At 58.0% G+C, this 14,968-nt stretch carries 16 protein-coding genes; 13 read left to right on the top strand and 3 right to left on the bottom strand.

Annotated elements, in window-relative coordinates; all coding sequences use genetic code 11:
• Positions 1 to 84: 84 nt before the first annotated feature.
• Entirely contained in the window at positions 85 to 315 is a 231-nt protein-coding gene (locus LOY56_RS16020) for a hypothetical protein (RefSeq protein WP_258615518.1), read from the top strand.
• Between the two features lie 243 nt (positions 316 to 558).
• On the opposite strand, the gene LOY56_RS16015 is transcribed toward LOY56_RS16020, so the two are convergent.
• Positions 559 to 753, bottom strand: coding sequence for a hypothetical protein (locus LOY56_RS16015; protein WP_258615516.1), 195 nt, complete (start codon positions 751 to 753; stop codon positions 559 to 561).
• A 189-nt stretch (positions 754 to 942) separates the two neighbouring features.
• On the opposite strand from LOY56_RS16015, the gene LOY56_RS16010 reads away from it, so the two are divergent.
• The 3 genes from LOY56_RS16010 (at position 943) to LOY56_RS16000 (ending at position 2,100) form a co-directional block, all read left to right on the top strand.
• A complete protein-coding gene (locus LOY56_RS16010; protein ID WP_258615514.1) occupies positions 943 to 1,137 on the top strand; it encodes a hypothetical protein in 195 nt (64 codons plus the stop codon).
• Positions 1,138 to 1,257: 120 nt separating this feature from the next.
• The gene (locus tag LOY56_RS16005; protein ID WP_258615513.1) at positions 1,258 to 1,563 is read left to right on the top strand and encodes a hypothetical protein; all 306 of its coding nucleotides are present in this window, start codon (positions 1,258 to 1,260) and stop codon (positions 1,561 to 1,563) included.
• A 282-nt stretch (positions 1,564 to 1,845) separates the two neighbouring features.
• Entirely contained in the window at positions 1,846 to 2,100 is a 255-nt protein-coding gene (locus LOY56_RS16000) for a hypothetical protein (RefSeq protein ID WP_258615511.1), read from the top strand.
• 147 nt (positions 2,101 to 2,247) lie between these two features.
• Here the strand turns inward: LOY56_RS16000 and LOY56_RS15995 are convergent, their stop codons facing one another.
• Complete coding sequence (locus LOY56_RS15995) at positions 2,248 to 2,664, bottom strand: CBS domain-containing protein (protein WP_258615509.1); 417 nt, start codon at positions 2,662 to 2,664, stop codon at positions 2,248 to 2,250.
• A gap of 154 nt (positions 2,665 to 2,818) precedes the next feature.
• Entirely contained in the window at positions 2,819 to 3,511 is a 693-nt protein-coding gene (locus LOY56_RS15990; protein ID WP_258615507.1) for an SOS response-associated peptidase family protein, read from the bottom strand.
• 177 nt (positions 3,512 to 3,688) lie between these two features.
• Between LOY56_RS15990 and LOY56_RS15985 the strand changes: the two genes are divergently transcribed.
• From LOY56_RS15985 to LOY56_RS15945, 9 genes are all read left to right on the top strand, one after another.
• Positions 3,689 to 4,132 carry a CopD family copper resistance protein gene (locus LOY56_RS15985; protein ID WP_258615505.1) on the top strand — a complete coding sequence of 148 codons (444 nt, stop codon included), beginning with the start codon at positions 3,689 to 3,691 and terminating at the stop codon, positions 4,130 to 4,132.
• 117 nt (positions 4,133 to 4,249) lie between these two features.
• A complete protein-coding gene (locus tag LOY56_RS15980) occupies positions 4,250 to 5,593 on the top strand; it encodes a coproporphyrinogen III oxidase (RefSeq protein ID WP_258615503.1) in 1,344 nt (447 codons plus the stop codon).
• Between the two features lie 22 nt (positions 5,594 to 5,615).
• Positions 5,616 to 7,004 (top strand): oxygen-independent coproporphyrinogen III oxidase, encoded by a 1,389-nt coding sequence (hemN, locus tag LOY56_RS15975; protein WP_258615501.1) that lies wholly within the window; start codon positions 5,616 to 5,618, stop codon positions 7,002 to 7,004.
• A 111-nt stretch (positions 7,005 to 7,115) separates the two neighbouring features.
• Positions 7,116 to 9,296, top strand: coding sequence for a transcriptional regulator NosR (nosR, locus tag LOY56_RS15970; RefSeq protein ID WP_258622706.1), 2,181 nt, complete (start codon positions 7,116 to 7,118; stop codon positions 9,294 to 9,296).
• Between the two features lie 55 nt (positions 9,297 to 9,351).
• Entirely contained in the window at positions 9,352 to 11,271 is a 1,920-nt protein-coding gene (nosZ, locus tag LOY56_RS15965) for a TAT-dependent nitrous-oxide reductase (RefSeq protein WP_258615500.1), read from the top strand.
• A gap of 27 nt (positions 11,272 to 11,298) precedes the next feature.
• Positions 11,299 to 12,588, top strand: coding sequence for a nitrous oxide reductase family maturation protein NosD (locus LOY56_RS15960; RefSeq protein WP_258615499.1), 1,290 nt, complete (start codon positions 11,299 to 11,301; stop codon positions 12,586 to 12,588).
• Positions 12,585 to 13,508 carry an ABC transporter ATP-binding protein gene (locus LOY56_RS15955; protein WP_258615497.1) on the top strand — a complete coding sequence of 308 codons (924 nt, stop codon included), beginning with the start codon at positions 12,585 to 12,587 and terminating at the stop codon, positions 13,506 to 13,508. Before LOY56_RS15960 ends, LOY56_RS15955 begins: the two co-directional genes overlap by 4 nt.
• Positions 13,505 to 14,335, top strand: coding sequence for an ABC transporter permease (locus LOY56_RS15950; RefSeq protein WP_258615495.1), 831 nt, complete (start codon positions 13,505 to 13,507; stop codon positions 14,333 to 14,335). The genes LOY56_RS15955 and LOY56_RS15950 overlap by 4 nt, the downstream gene beginning before the upstream one ends.
• 31 nt (positions 14,336 to 14,366) lie before the next feature.
• On the top strand, positions 14,367 to 14,894 hold the full coding sequence (locus LOY56_RS15945) for a nitrous oxide reductase accessory protein NosL (RefSeq protein WP_258615493.1): 528 nt from the start codon (positions 14,367 to 14,369) through the stop codon (positions 14,892 to 14,894).
• Positions 14,895 to 14,968: the final 74 nt, after the last annotated feature.

The following is a 14,968-nucleotide window of genomic DNA, read 5'->3' as shown; positions in this document are numbered from 1 at the left end:
GTAAGTGCCGGCCGTATGTCGGAGCCGAGGAACGGTCATTCTTGAATCAACTTCCAACAGCTGACAGTGCTTGGGAGTTTGGCTATGACTGATGATCACAAAAAGGCAGCCCTTGATGCCTGGTACCGATTCTTGAGAGAGCCGGAGCCCGGGGTGGATTGTGAAGAACATTACGACAAACTGTTGAAGGCAGCGGATAAATTGGAAGGAGCCGGGCTCATCAACAACGCCGAATGGCGCGAGCTGGTGCGCGATGCACGGGGGGCTTTTTCCATTGGAAACGAAGGTGCCGGCAACGAAACAATGAGTGGATGACTTAAAAATAGTGTGGATATTTAAGAGGTTAGGAGATTTAGTAACTGGATAGTGAGTCAGAATATCTTGTTACAAGTCGCGCGACTTGGTAATATCGTCCCGCGTTCACCACCACGGTTTATGCATTTTTAAAGCCCAGGCGTCCATCAGCTGCCTGGGCTTTTTTTTGTCTGGAATTTGCCGGCTGAGCGCCAGCAGCGTCGGTGATGGGCGTGGATGTACAAACGTTACTGATGCCTGTCGCTATGTAGCCGGATCAGCTTTACGCCGATCGCTGCCGGATGGGTTTCCAGTGTCAACAAGCCTCCTCTCCACCAGGACATTTTGCAGGGCCTGGCGTGCCGAAGGGCTCAGCTGATGTTCTCTCTCCTTGAGTTCAAGCAAGATAGGGTTGGACCAACCACGATAGGTTTGCTCGGAAATACGAGTAGATGTCATCTATCTCTCCTTTGATGAGTCGCCCGACCACACAGTGGGCGAAGTCCTGTGCGATAAAAATCCTAGTTGAGGAAACGATTTGTCGCCAGCAATGGGCAGTGCAATGAGATGCCGATCATCTTCCGCAACGCGGGTTGTTCACGATTAGGGCGTAAACTGAGAACGCTAACTCATCAAAAGGAGGCGCGTATGATTGCCGATCAAATGAACAGACAGGTGTCGGAGCAAAGCGCTGTTTGGGATCAATACTTCTGTGCTGCGTTGATTGCCGAAAGCAATCTGACGGCACCGGTGGTTGGAGAAGCCACCCACGAAGACAGGCAGAATCTGTTAATCCAAAGGGCCAAAGCACTCGCCGACAAGATGCTGGAAAACAGAAGATAACCGGAGCCCAGCCATTGCGCTGGGCTCTTCACTTTTTGATGTTCTTATCTTTCTGCCAAGTGAACGCTCCTTGGTCGCGGATCGTCTACAGTTGGTAATTCATGGATACGGAGATCGAACATGAAGTGCCTAATCTGTCAGGCGGCCTCTAATACTGTTCACGCGGCTGGAGACTGGTCAGAAGTCAAATGCCCGGCCGGATGTGGACGCTACAAGGTCTCGGCGAACCTTGTGGCGAAAATGAAATGCAAGAACGAATTCTTTGACATCGAACGCACAAGACGATGGCTTGAGATGTCTCGCATCGATGAGCCGGTGCCGTTGATATCCACCTATGACTACTACGTTTCCTTATTGCATCGCGACACCGTGGAGAGGCCGGTCATCGCGCCGAGTCGCTCCAGGCAGCCGCTGACTTCGGATTAGAATCCGCCTGTCCTGGCTGAAACACCGTCCCCTGGAGCTGCCGAAGGCTGCGATTTTTTGACCTTCAGCGGCTCCTGAAAGATCAAAAAATCGCAGCCTTCGGCAGCTCCTACAGGGCTCACGCAGGTATTGCTCGATCTATCGACAAAAAAACAAGCAACCTCCATGGATAGCCCCTGTCGATATCAACATGTCCCCGCTATTTTCGTCATCACACCCTACCCAGGTTGTCAGCATTTATGGCGGGCTGAAAGCGGCTAACTGAATGATCGGGAGGTGACTATGAACTGTCCGCTGTGTGGAAACACCAGTGCGCTGGAGGATCTTTCATTCGGGGGCGGATTGCGCATCTATTGCGAACCGTGTGGTGGTTTCTATCGGATTTCATCAACCCTGGGTACCTTGGCTGAAGGAAAAAACTATGACACCGAGCGAGCTCGAAACCGGCTGAAAAAGAAGCGTGAAACCGGCAGATTGGAAGATCAAGAGCCGGCGCTCGGCCCGGATGACAAAGACCTGCTCATCGAGCCGGACTGATGTGTCGCGCATCTCGGCGAGACGGTTGCAACGGATGTTTGCAGAAGGACTCGCCTGACCCTGACCGGGTTTCGAACGGGATTCCAGGCCAGGCGAGCGTGCCAGATCCATGCGAGCTTTAATCCTGATGAACGCTTATCGGCCCGGTTAATGATGAGCCTGTGCCACTCCGCGCAAAACCGTCGCAGCGGCGGATTGAGATCGAGTGCTGGCGATGTTTCCCAGCGATACGACGCCCACCAGACGCTTGTCTCGGTTGAGCACGGGCAGGCGACGCAGTTGCACGTCCGCCATGTTTTTTGCCACATGCTCTATGTCTTCATCCTCAAAGCAATAACGGATACCGCCCGTCATTATTTTGCTGATAGGGGTTTTGCCGGTGAGTCCTTCGGCTACGGCTCTAATGGCTATATCCCGGTCCGTGATCATGCCAACCAGACGCTCTTGCTCCTCAACCATGATTGCGCCGCTATCGATCCTGGCCATCATGTTCGCGGCCTCCTGGATCGTCTGGTTTGGCTTGGCTGTTAAAACGTCTTTCGTCATAACTTCCGAAATCTTCATGAAAAGACTCCTTCAAAGTGATGTTGCAATGAATCAAGGCTGCAATTTTTTCGACTGGGAGGGGGCGTGCGGGTTCAGATTGTTTTATCTCCGCTCGTCATGGTGGCGGGGTGTCACAGGAGATTCAGGCGCGGCGAGTCCGGGGAGAGGTTCATCAAGTACGCAGGTCATCGACGGGCTCTATCAGTTCAGAACCCTGGTTCCTCACATTGCCCACGGCCATGTCCACTTTGAACCATTCGAAAGCATCGCAAGGTTCGCGTTGCTGCAGGAGTATCTGTTCGGCACGCTCCTTGGGCGTGTAGGGATCAATCCATTCCCGTGCGAGTTCGGGATTGAGCGTCACTGGCCGACGGTCGTGAATATCCACCATGCCGCCTTCACTGTCCGCGGTGATGATCACGAAGCCGTCATGCTCGTCCGGTTCATTTTCGTACCTTGGATACTGACCAATCGCGGCGCACAGGATCGGCGCACGATCCTTGCGACGGATCAGGTAGGGCTGTTTCTTCGGACCGCCCTCATAAACCCACTCAAACCAGTTGTCGATGGCAATAATTGCCCGGTGCGGCCATATCTCCTTGAAGAATGGGTCGTGGGCGACTTTCTCAACCCTGGCGTTGATCGGTGTCGCGTGATCCCTGGCCCAGTGCGGTCGCCAGCCCCAGCGAACCCTGTCGGCGTGCAGCATGCCGCTTTCCTCGTGGAACAGGGCGAGCTGAGTCGACGGCGCGGCGTTGTAGAGCTCAAGCGGCTGATCGCCAGCATTGTTGACCAGGGCGTTGGGCATACTCAGCGCCGCCACGAACTCGTGAATGCCTCGATACTGCGAAAGTCGTCCGCACATGGCTGAGCCCTCATGCTGAAGCTTAAGCTTAGACAATAGTTTCAAGGTGATCGTGTTCGCAACCCGCGGCCAGGGCTTATCCGGGATTCGCGGGTTTCTTGATTGATGTCAACCGCATGAGTCGACCCGCTCTGTACTCTTCGTAGAAACCGACAGCTGAATCGAGGGCGAACATTCATGCTCTATCCGCTGTTTCTAACCTTTCATCTGTTTGCCGCCCTGATCTTTATCGGCACGGTGTTTTTCGAAGTCCTGTTCCTGGAGAACATCCGCAAACAGCTGCCCGCCAAAGTGATGCTGCTGGTCGAGGAGGGTATTGGCCGCCGAGCCCGCACCCTGATGCCGTGGGTGCTGTTGGTATTGTTCGGCGCAGGGCTGGGCATGGTCTGGTTGCGCTATTTGCCCGTCCTTGCAACGCCAATGGCCTCATCGTTCAGCATTTTGTTGCTGGTGAAAATCGTGGTCGCCGTGAGCGTGCTGCTGCATTTTCTGGCCGCCATGTTTCTGTTCAAAAGCGGCCGAATGAACGCTCGATACCTGCACTTCATCCATGGCAGTGTGTTCTGCCATATGGTCGTCATCGTACTGTTGGCCAAGGGGATGTTTTACCTGACGTGGTGACCGTTCCTGACCGATGGTCTGTCCTGCAAGCACTTGGCTTGCGCTTGATACAAGTCAAGGAGCATTGATCGCCAATCCCGGACACTGTGGATCCGCAGCCAGTCTCGGAGACCTGTCATGCTCGATTTTTCTCACGCCCCCGGCGAGCCGATCGCTCGGTGCGATCAGGGCGTACTCGACCCCAACTGCCATGCCGACACACAAAAGTTTCATGACGGCATCGGCTCTCTGGATTTGCTTCGTGCCTTGCGCATCAGCCGCCAGAAACGACGCCCGATCGCCCTGAACGTGCAGCTGCCTTCCAGCCTCAATCCATTTTGTTCCTCGCGCGATGTCGCCTGCGAGCACGGCGGCATCGAACAGTACCTTCAGCGTCTGGAACAGGAGATCGACCTCGTCGGTTGCCATCTGGGTGCGGAGCAACGGGTCGAACAATTTCATCTGAGTGGCGGAACACCCTCCATCGCTCATCTGGAACGGCTGATGAGTCGTCTGCGTGGCCGGTTCAACTTTCTCGAACATGAGTGCGGCGACTACAGTGTCGACGTCGACCTTCACTCTACCGTTTGGTCGACCATGGGCGCGTTGCGCGACCAGGGGTTCAATCATGTCAGCATTGGCGTTCCGGATATCGACACCGACTGTGACATCTCCGTGGCCTGCTACCAGAACCCGGCACCCATTCATTCACTGATCGATGCCGCCCGTACCTTTGGTTATCGGTCGATCAATGTCGATCTGGGTTTTGGTCATGCCTGGCAAACGCCGGAAAGCTTCGCGCTGAAGCTGGCGGCGATCATTGAGCTGGAACCGGACAGACTGATGGTGTTCGACTATGCCCGGCCACCACGCCGCTATCGGCCAAGGCTCGGCGACAAGGTCAGGAAACTGTGCAGCCAGGACGATAAAGGCGCGATGCGCCAGATCGGCTTCGAACAGTTGATGGGCGCAGGTTATCACTACATCGGTATGGGGCAGTTTGTACGGCCCGACGATGATCTGGCGATCGCTCAGGAGCGGGGCCGGTTGCGTCGCACCTGTGACGGTTTTACCCGTCACGGTTATTGCGACCATATCGGGTTCGGTTTGGGGGCTATCAGTCAGATCGACGATTTGTATACGCAAAACACCGATGTAATCGAGCGCTATCAGCAGCAGCTGGACCGGGGCCAAATGCCGACGTGTCGTGGCTGGCGTTTCGAGGCGGGGGATCAGATAAGGCACATGGTCATGGAGCGACTGGCGTGTGATCAAGAGCTGGATATCCGCGCCATCGAGCGACGGTATGGGCTGATTTTCTCCAAGTACTTTGCCTCTGTCTGGCCATTGCTGGAGCAATTGAGTCGTGAGGGGTTGATTGAATTGTCGGACCGTTTCATCAGCATTCTTCCCGCCGGCCGGTCGGAAGCAGATGCCATCTGCAACCTGTTTGAAAAGGATTTGGGCAGTGCAACGCATTAACCCTCCTGCGAGTTGATTGATCATGAAACCTGCATTCGATTTCGATCGAGCCCTGGTCGAAAAGTATGACCGCCCCGGGCCGCGCTACACCTCTTACCCCACGGCGCCGCAGTTTCATCAGGCGTTTGCCGTCGACGACTATCAGCGTGCCGCCTGCGACAGCAACCTGGCGGCGGCGCCCAAGCCGTTGTCGGTGTATATCCACATTCCGTTCTGCAAGAGCCTTTGCTATTACTGCGCCTGCAACAAAATCATCACCCAGAAAACCCATCGGGCCGTCGAGTACCTGACGTACCTCAAACGTGAAATCGTGATGCAGGCCGCCTTGTTCGACAGCACGCGCAAACTCACGCAACTGCACCTGGGTGGTGGCACGCCGACGTATTTGACCCGTGAACAGCTGGCGGAACTGATGGACTGTTTGCACCAGGCATTCGACATGGACGACAGCGATGACCATGAGTTTTCCATCGAGGTCGATCCACGCACCATCAGCACCGAGCAGATTCAGTCGCTGCGCCAATTGGGGTTCAATCGCTTGAGCTTCGGCGTGCAGGATTTCGATCCCCACGTACAAGCCGCGGTCAATCGGCAACAGAGCGAAGAACAGATTTATGCGCTGGTCGCGGCGGCGCGTGAGGCGCAATTCAAGTCGATCAGCGTCGATCTGATTTACGGCCTGCCACTGCAAACGGTGAACAGTTTCGACATCACCCTCAGCAAGATCATCGCCCTGCGTCCGGACCGGATTGCCGCGTACAGCTACGCCCATTTACCCGAGTTGGTGCGCGCGCAACGGTTGATTCGCCCGGCGGACATGCCGCCGCCGGAGCGCAAGCTGGAGTTGCTGGAGCTGACCATCCGCCGCCTGACCGAAGCCGGTTATGTCTATATCGGTATGGATCATTTCGCCTTGCCAGACGACGAACTGGCGCTGGCCCGCGCCCAGGGCACCCTGCAACGCAATTTTCAGGGTTACTCGACCCATGCCGACTGCGATTTGATCGGCCTTGGGGTGTCTTCGATCGGCAAGGTCGGTGACAGCTACAGCCAGAGCGTGAAGGAGCTTTCGCAGTACTACGCGCGTATCGATCAAGGCTTGTTGCCGGTGCATCGTGGGTATCGTTTGAGCGCCGATGACTTGCTGCGTCGCGAAGTGATCAACGACCTGATGTGCCACGGCAGAATCGATTTCGCCAAGTTCGAAGCGGGTCATGGCATTTGCTTTACCGAGTATTTTGCCGAGGCGCTGGCGCAACTGGGCGAGCAGGTGCGTGACGGACTGCTGCAGATTCACAGCGATGAGTTGGTGCTGTTGCCGCAAGGGCATTTGATGATGCGCAGTGCCGCGATGGCGTTTGACGCCTACCTGGGCGAACAACAAAAAGGCCAGTTTTCCCGCACCGTTTGAGGGTTACGGAGCGCTCTGGCGCAAGGAATGATATTGAGTTGATTTCAATCAAGGGCAGGGTGCACAACGCTCCCTAACATGGCCGCAAGCCTCCTTGAAATCAGCGAGTTCATGACAATCCATCAGCCTACGACACATGGCAATCCGCGCATCTGGAGCGTCGGGCTGGTGGTGATGGTCTTGCTGATGATCGCAGCGTTCGCGACGGTGCAGGCCAAGGCATACGGCGACATCGAGCAGCAGCGCATCCAGAAGGTCTTCCCGCAAACCGATTCGGTGTCCGCAGCCGAAGGCACGTTCAAGGTGCGCACGCTGTCGGCGGCCGGCAAGGTCATCGGGTATGTGTTCCAGAGCCTGGATGTGGTGGACATCCCGGCCTACTCGGGCAAGCCGATCAACACTCAAGTGATCCTCGACACCGCCGGCGTGATTCAGGACGCCTATGTGCTGGAGCACCACGAACCGATTCTGCTGATCGGTATCCCCGAAGAAAAACTCCACGGTTTCAGCGCCCGATACAAAGGGATCAAGGTCAGCCAGCGGGTGGTGGTCGGCCATTCAAGCGACCCGAGCGCGGTTACCGTGGATGCCATTGCCGGCGCAACCGTCACCGCCATGGTGGTCAATGAGGTCATCATGCGTGCCGCCCATGAGGTGGCCGTGTCGCTGAAGCTGATCAAGGGCGAGGGTGGGGTGATGAACAAACCCGCCACCGTGCGCCAGGACTTTTACGAGCCCGCCACCTGGGAGCAACTGACCGGAAATGGCGCCATTCGCCGGTTGAACCTGACCCGTGGGCAAGTCGATGCCGCCTTCAAGGGCACCGAAGCCGAAGGCGTCGATAACGCCGGCCCGGATCAAGTCGATGACACCTTTATCGAGCTGTACACCGCCGATTTGAACCCACCGACCATTGGCCGCGCACTGCTGGGCGACAATCAATATCGCTTCCTCATGCAGGAACTCAAACCCGGCGAACAAGCCATCCTGATGCTGGGGCGTGGGTTGTTTTCCTATAAAGGCTCGGGTTACGTGCGCGGCGGGATTTTCGATCGGGTGCAATTGCGCCAGTTCGGCAACGTCATCAGCTTTCGCGACATGGACCATCAGCGGCTCTTCGACGTGTTTGCCAAGGGCATGCCCGAGTTCAATGAAATGTCGATTTTCATTGTGCGCAAACCGGCCGGATTCGATCCGGGATCGCCCTGGTCTTTGGAGTTGCTGGTGCGGCGCCAGACGGGACCGGTCAGCGGCACCTTCAGCAGCTTCGAACTGCCTTATCAACTGCCCGAGCCCTACCTTGAGCGCCCCGCGCCGAGTGCCGAAGAACGGGCGGCCATCGAGGAAGCCAACCGGCCGATGTGGCTGACCATCTGGTACCAGAAACACTTCCAGATCGCCGTGCTCGCGAGCGCGTTGTTGCTGCTGACGGCCATCCTGTTCCTGCAAGACAAACTCACCCGCCGGCCACGCTTTCTGCACTGGCTGCGTCGTGGTTACCTGCTCTTTACCGTGGTCTTTCTGGGCTGGTATGCCTTGGGGCAATTGTCGGTGGTCAATGTCCTGACCTTCGTGCATGCGCTGTTCGAGCACTTTCGCTGGGAGCTGTTTCTCACAGATCCGCTGATCTTCATGCTCTGGGTCTTCACCGCCGCGAGCATTTTGCTGTGGGGCCGTGGCGTGTTCTGCGGCTGGCTGTGCCCGTTTGGCGCCTTGCAAGAGCTGATCAACGAAGCCGCGCGCAAGCTGAAAATTCCCCAATACGAATTGCCCTTTGCGGTGCATGAGCGGCTGTGGGCGATCAAATACATCATCTTGCTGCTGCTTTTCGGCATCTCCCTGGAATCGATGTCCACCGCCGAGCTGTTCGCCGAAGTAGAACCGTTCAAGACCGCCATTACCCTCAAGTTCGACCGCCAGTGGTGGTTCGTGCTCTACGCGGTGGGACTGCTGGTCATCAATCTTTTCACGCGCAAAGTCTATTGCCGCTACATCTGCCCCTTGGGCGCGGCGCTGGCGATTCCGAGCAAATTGCGCCTGTTCGACTGGCTCAAGCGCCGCAAGGAATGCGGCAGCCCCTGCCAGTTGTGCGCCAAGGAATGCGAGATCCAGGCGATTCACCCCGATGGCCGGATCAATGCCAACGAGTGCCATTACTGCCTCGATTGCCAGATGACCTACCACAACGAAGACAAATGCCCGCCGCTGATCAACAAGCGCAAGAAGCGCGGCAAATCGGCACCCGTGGCGGTGCAACTGATACCTGTCGTGCAAGTGTCGGCGGCTGAATGAAGCTTGCGAGCGCATGTGCGCAGTGACCGTTTTATCCCTTCAAGGAGTACGCAATATGACTGATACAGAATCCACAAAACCGGTGCCGGAAGAAGAACAGACCGGACTCAGCCGTCGCGGTTTTCTGGGCAGCAGCGCCATCACCGGTGCGGTACTGGCGGGGGCCGCGACACTGGGCGGTGCGGTGTTCAGTCGTGAGTCCTGGGCGGCCGCGGTCAAGGATGCGCAGGCGAAAATCCATGTCGGCCCCGGTGAGCTGGACGAATACTACGGCTTCTGGAGCGGTGGTCATCAGGGCGAAGTGCGGGTGCTGGGTGTGCCGTCGATGCGTGAGCTGATGCGTATTCCGGTGTTCAACGTCGACTCGGCCACCGGCTGGGGCCTGACCAACGAAAGCAAACGGATTCTGGGCGACAGTGCAAAGTTCCAGAACGGCGATTGCCATCACCCGCATATCTCCATGAAAGACGGCAAGTACGACGGCAAGTACCTGTTCATCAACGACAAGGCCAACTCACGGGTCGCGCGCATCCGCCTGGACATCATGAAATGCGACAAGATCCTCACCGTGCCGAACGTGCAGGCCATTCACGGCCTGCGTCTGCAAAAAGTGCCCTACACCAAGTACGTGTTCGCCAATGCTGAGTTCGTCATTCCGCACCCCAATGACGGCCGCACGTTCGATCTGCAAGACAAGAACAGCTTCACCATGTTCAACGCCATCGATGCCGAGAAAATGGAGATGGCCTTCCAGGTGATCGTCGACGGCAACCTGGACAACTCCGACGCCGATTACACCGGCAAGTACGCCGCGTCCACCTGCTACAACTCGGAGAAGGCTTACGACCTTGGCGGCATGATGCGCAACGAGCGCGACTGGGTCGTGGTGTTCAACATCCCGCGCATCGAGGCCGCGATCAAGGCCGGCAAGTTCATTACCCTGGAAGACTCGAAAGTGCCGGTGGTCGACGGTCGTAAAACCGAGGGCAAGGACTCCGAGTTCACTCGCTACATCCCGGTGCCGAAGAACCCCCACGGCCTCAACACCTCATCCGATGGCAAGTACTTCATTGCCAACGGCAAGCTGTCGCCAACGGTATCGATGATTGCCATCGACCGGCTGGACGACTTGTTCGCCGATAAATTCAAGGACCCGCGCGAGGTCATCGTCGCCGAGCCGGAACTGGGCCTGGGGCCTCTGCACACCACCTTCGACGGTCGCGGCAACGCTTACACCACGCTGTTTATCGACAGTCAGGTGGTGAAGTGGAACATGGAGGAAGCGATACGTGCCTACAAGGGCGAGAAGGTCAATTACATCAAGCAAAAGCTCGACGTGCAGTACCAGCCTGGCCATAACCACGCCTCGCTGACCGAAACCAGTGAAGCGGATGGCAAGTGGCTGGTGGTGTTGTGCAAATTCTCCAAGGACCGCTTCCTGCCGACCGGGCCGCTGCACCCGGAAAATGACCAGTTGATCGATATTTCCGGCGAAGAGATGAAGCTGGTGCATGACGGCCCTGCGTTTGCCGAACCTCACGATTGCATCCTGGCGCGCCGGGATCAGATCAAGACCCAAAAGATCTGGAACCGCAACGACCCATTCTTCGCCGCCACCGTGGAGCTGGCCAAGAAAGACGGGATCAACCTGGAGACCGACAACAAGGTCATCCGCGACGGCAATCATGTGCGGGTCTACATGACCTCCATGGCGCCGGCCTATGGTCTGACCGAGTTCACCGTCAAGCAGGGCAACGAGGTCACCGTGATCATCACCAACATCGACCAGATTGAAGACGTGACCCATGGTTTCGTCATGACCAATCATGGCGCCAGCATGGAGATCAGCCCGCAGCAAACCTCGTCCATCACCTTTACCGCCGACAAGGCCGGCTTGCATTGGTACTACTGCAGCTGGTTTTGCCATGCGCTGCACATGGAAATGGTCGGTCGCATGAAAGTCGAGCGAGCCTGACAGTTGGCATTCGACAGGAGCGGACCGATGACCAATATCAAGCGCAATCCGATCAAGGTAATCGTGTTTGCGCTCCTGCTGATGTCCGGCAGCGCGCTGGCGGTGCAACCCATCACCACGTTGCCGTTGCGGGTTGACGCTGACCAACGCTGGCACCTGCCGGCGGGCGAGTACCATGGCTCGTTCAGCGTCGATCAACCGATGCAGATTGTTTGCGAGCCCGGCGCGGTGTTTCAGGCGCAAGGGCAGGGGAATGGGGTGATCGTCAGCGCGCCCGATGTCCGGATCGAGGGCTGTACCTTTCTGGATTGGGGGCACGACCTTACCGCCATGAATGCCGCGGTGTTCCTCCAGCCCAAGGCCCGTGGCGCAGTGATCAAAGGCAATCGCCTGCAGGGCCAGGGTTTCGGTATCTGGGTCGACGGGACGCAGGATGCGAGCCTGATCGACAACCGCATCCAGGGGGATCCATCGCTGCGCTCCCAGGATCGCGGTAACGGTATTCATCTGTATGCGGTGCATGGCGCCAAGGTCATCGGCAACCAGGTGCGCGATACCCGCGATGGTATCTACATCGACACCTCCAACGGCAACCTGCTGCAGGGCAATACCCTGGAAGACCTGCGTTACGGCGTGCATTACATGTTCGCCAACGACAACCGGCTGATCGGCAACACCACCCGCCGCACCCGCACCGGCTATGCCTTGATGCAAAGCCGCAAGCTCACGGTGATCGGCAACCGCTCCGAGCAGGATCAGAACTACGGCATCCTGATGAACTACATCACCTATTCAACCTTGCGCGACAATTTCGTCACGGACGTGCGCGACGGCTCGACTGGCGACAGCATGATCAGCGGCGCCGAAGGCAAGGCGTTGTTCATTTACAACTCGCTGTTCAACAGCATCGAACACAACCACTTCGAGCACAGCGCCGTGGGCATTCACCTCACCGCCGGCTCTGAAGACAACCGCATCGCCGACAACGCCTTTGTCGGCAACCAACGGCAGGTCAAATACGTCGCCACCCGCTTGCAGGAATGGTCGGCGGATGGCCGGGGTAATTACTGGAGTGATTACCTGGGCTGGGATCGCAACAACGATGGCCTGGGCGATATCGCCTACGAACCCAACGACAACGTCGACCGCTTGCTGTGGCTGTACCCGCAAGTGCGGCTGTTGATGAACAGCCCCGGCATCGAATTGCTGCGCTGGGTGCAACGGGCGTTTCCGGTGATGAAATCGCCGGGCGTCCTGGACAGCCATCCGCTGATGAATCCCACCACACGACCCCTGACCCAGGAGCCCACCGCATGAACGTCATCGACATGGAAGGCGTCAGCCAGCGCTATGGGTACACCACCGTGTTGCATCAATTGAACCTGAGCCTGGGCGAAGGCGAAGTGCTGGGCTTGTTCGGGCACAACGGCGCGGGCAAGACCACTAGCATGAAACTGGTGCTCGGCCTGCTTCAAGCCAGTGAAGGGCAGGTCCGGGTGTTCGGTCGTACGCCCAGTGATCCGCAGGTTCGGCGTTTGCTGGGTTATTTGCCGGAGAACGTGACCTTCTATCCGCAGATGAGCGGCCAGGAGACCTTGCGTCATTTCGCCCGACTCAAAGGCGCAGCGCCCGCGCAGGTGGATGTGCTGCTGGAGGAAGTTGGCCTGGCGGGCGCGGCGCATCGACGGGTCAAGACCTATTCCAAAGGCATGCGCCAACGCTTGGGACTGGCGCAAGCCTTGCTCGGCGAGCCGCGTTTATTGCTGCTCGACGAGCCGACCGTCGGCCTCGATCCGATCGCCACTCAAGACCTGTATCGGTTACTCGACCGGCTGCGCAGCCAGGGCACCAGCATCATTCTCTGCTCCCACGTATTGCCGGGGGTCGAAGCGCATATCAACCGTGCCGCGATTCTGACCCAGGGGCGCCTGCTGGCCCTAGGCAGTCTGCGCAGATTGCGCGAGGACGCCGGGTTGCCGACGCTGATTCGCGCCAACGGGCTCAAGCACGCCGGGCCTTTGCAGCAATCCTGGAACAACGCCGGGCACGTCACCCAGCGCTGGGGCGTGGAGGGCCTTGAAGTGGCGGCGCTCAATGGCAACAAATTGGACCTGTTGCGCCAATTGCTCAATGAACACGAGCCGGCCGACGTGGAAATCGATCCACCGTCCCTGGAGGACATCTACCGCTATTACATGGGCCGGGCCGGCGCGACCCCCAGTGGAGAGACCGTATGAACCCGATCTGGAACATGGCCCGCAAGGAATTCAATGACGGTTTGCGCAACCGCTGGTTGTTGGCAATCAGCCTGCTGTTCGCAGTGTTGGCGACCGGCATCGCCTGGTTGGGGGCGGCGGCTTCCGGGCAATTGGGCTTCACCTCGGTGCCCGCGACCATCGCCAGCCTGGCCAGCCTGGCGACATTTCTGATGCCGCTGATTGCCTTGCTGCTGGCCTATGACGCCATCGTCGGCGAAGACGAAAGCGGCACGTTGCTGCTGTTGCTGACCTATCCGCTGGGGCGTGGGCACATCCTGCTCGGCAAGTTCGTCGGCCACGGATTGATCCTGGCGCTGGCGACCCTTATCGGTTTCGGCTGCGCGATGCTCGCGATTGCGGTGCTGGTGGAGGACGTCGAACTGAACCTGCTGCTCTGGGCGTTTGGACGATTCATGCTGTCGTCGACGTTACTGGGCTGGGGCTTTCTTGGGCTGGCCTATGTGCTGAGCAGTGTGTCTGCCGAGAAATCCACCGCCGCCGGGCTGGCGCTGGGGGTGTGGTTCTTTTTCGTGCTGGTGTTCGACCTGGCGCTGTTGGCACTGCTGGTGCTGAGCGAAGGGCAGTTCAACCCGAAGGTGCTGCCCTGGTTGCTGTTGCTCAACCCCGCCGACGTCTATCGCCTGATCAATCTTTCCGGGTTCGAGCCCGGCGCTGGCAGCGCTGGCGTACTGACGCTGGGCAGCGATTTGCCTGTGCCGGGCTCGATGCTCTGGTTGTGCCTGTTGCTGTGGGTGGCTGTGCCTTTGGGCGTGGCCTGGTTGCTGTTCCGTCGACGGGCGACATGAATTCATACCTTGGTTTTTGGAGCATCTGACGATGAGTAATCTGTATTCGACGACGGTCCGCGCCGTGGCGGGCCTGATGGTCTGTCTGCTGCTGGCGGCCTGTGACAAACCGGTGCAAGCCACCTACAGCGACGCCCCCACTGCCTTTCACCCCAGTGATGAATGCCATGTTTGCGGCATGATCATCGACGGCTTTCCCGGGCCCAAGGGCGAAGTGGTCGAGCGCAGCGGCATCAAGAAATTCTGCTCCACGGCGGAGATGATCGGTTGGTGGCTGCAACCGGAAAATCATCATGGCGAGGCCCGGTTGTATGTCCACGACATGGGCCGCAGTCCGTGGAACGCACCCAATGATTCTCATCTGATCGAAGCCAAAAATGCGTTTTACGTGGTCGGCACCCAGCTCAAAGGCGCCATGGGTGTGGTGTTGGCGTCCTTCTCCAGCCAGCAGGCTGCGGAACAACTGGCCGCCGACCAGGGTGGTCGTGTGCTGCGGTTCAGCGAGATCGATCAGGCGGTACTTCAGCAGCAGCCAGCGATGTCGCACTCGACTCATTGATCGGCGAGCCATCGAGAAAAGTGATCGCCGTCAAGTCGGTATTTTTGCGTCTGTTCAAAGATAGGGGCTCACAA

This window comes from Pseudomonas sp. B21-048 (assembly GCF_024748615.1).
Taxonomy (GTDB): domain Bacteria; phylum Pseudomonadota; class Gammaproteobacteria; order Pseudomonadales; family Pseudomonadaceae; genus Aquipseudomonas.
This window is presented reverse-complemented; position numbering and strand designations above follow the sequence as displayed.